This is a genomic window from Pseudomonas sp. SID14000 (assembly GCF_002165135.1).
GTDB lineage: Bacteria > Pseudomonadota > Gammaproteobacteria > Pseudomonadales > Pseudomonadaceae > Aquipseudomonas.
In genome coordinates this window covers 1-316 of sequence record NZ_NFZQ01000193.1, presented here as the reverse complement: position 1 = coordinate 316, position 316 = coordinate 1, and the positions used below count along the sequence as shown (strand labels likewise).

At 45.3% G+C, this 316-nt stretch carries 1 rRNA gene; it reads right to left on the bottom strand.

Annotation, left to right across the window (positions count from 1 at the left end):
• Positions 1-248 precede the first annotated feature (248 nt).
• A 16S ribosomal RNA gene (locus tag CAY82_RS25540) occupies positions 249-316 on the bottom strand; the annotation flags it as partial.

The window sequence follows — 316 nt, the reverse complement described above, 5'->3', positions numbered from 1 at the left end:
CGAGCAGAACTCACAAATTTTACCTTAGCCTGATTAACCAGCAGTGAAACTGGTCATCAGTCTATATCTATCACATATCCGAATTTTTAAAGAACGATCTGACAAAAGCCAGAAATCAACATTCGATACGAATGCTCATTTCTGAGTTTGATCAGGAACAACACTGGACCCACACAGGGTCTTGATCGCCTTCAACCATGAATCAAGCAATTCGTGTGGGAGCTCATCAGCAGGCTGATGTCGTCGATTAAGGAGGTGATCCAGCCGCAGGTTCCCCTACGGCTACCTTGTTACGACTTCACCCCAGTCATGAATC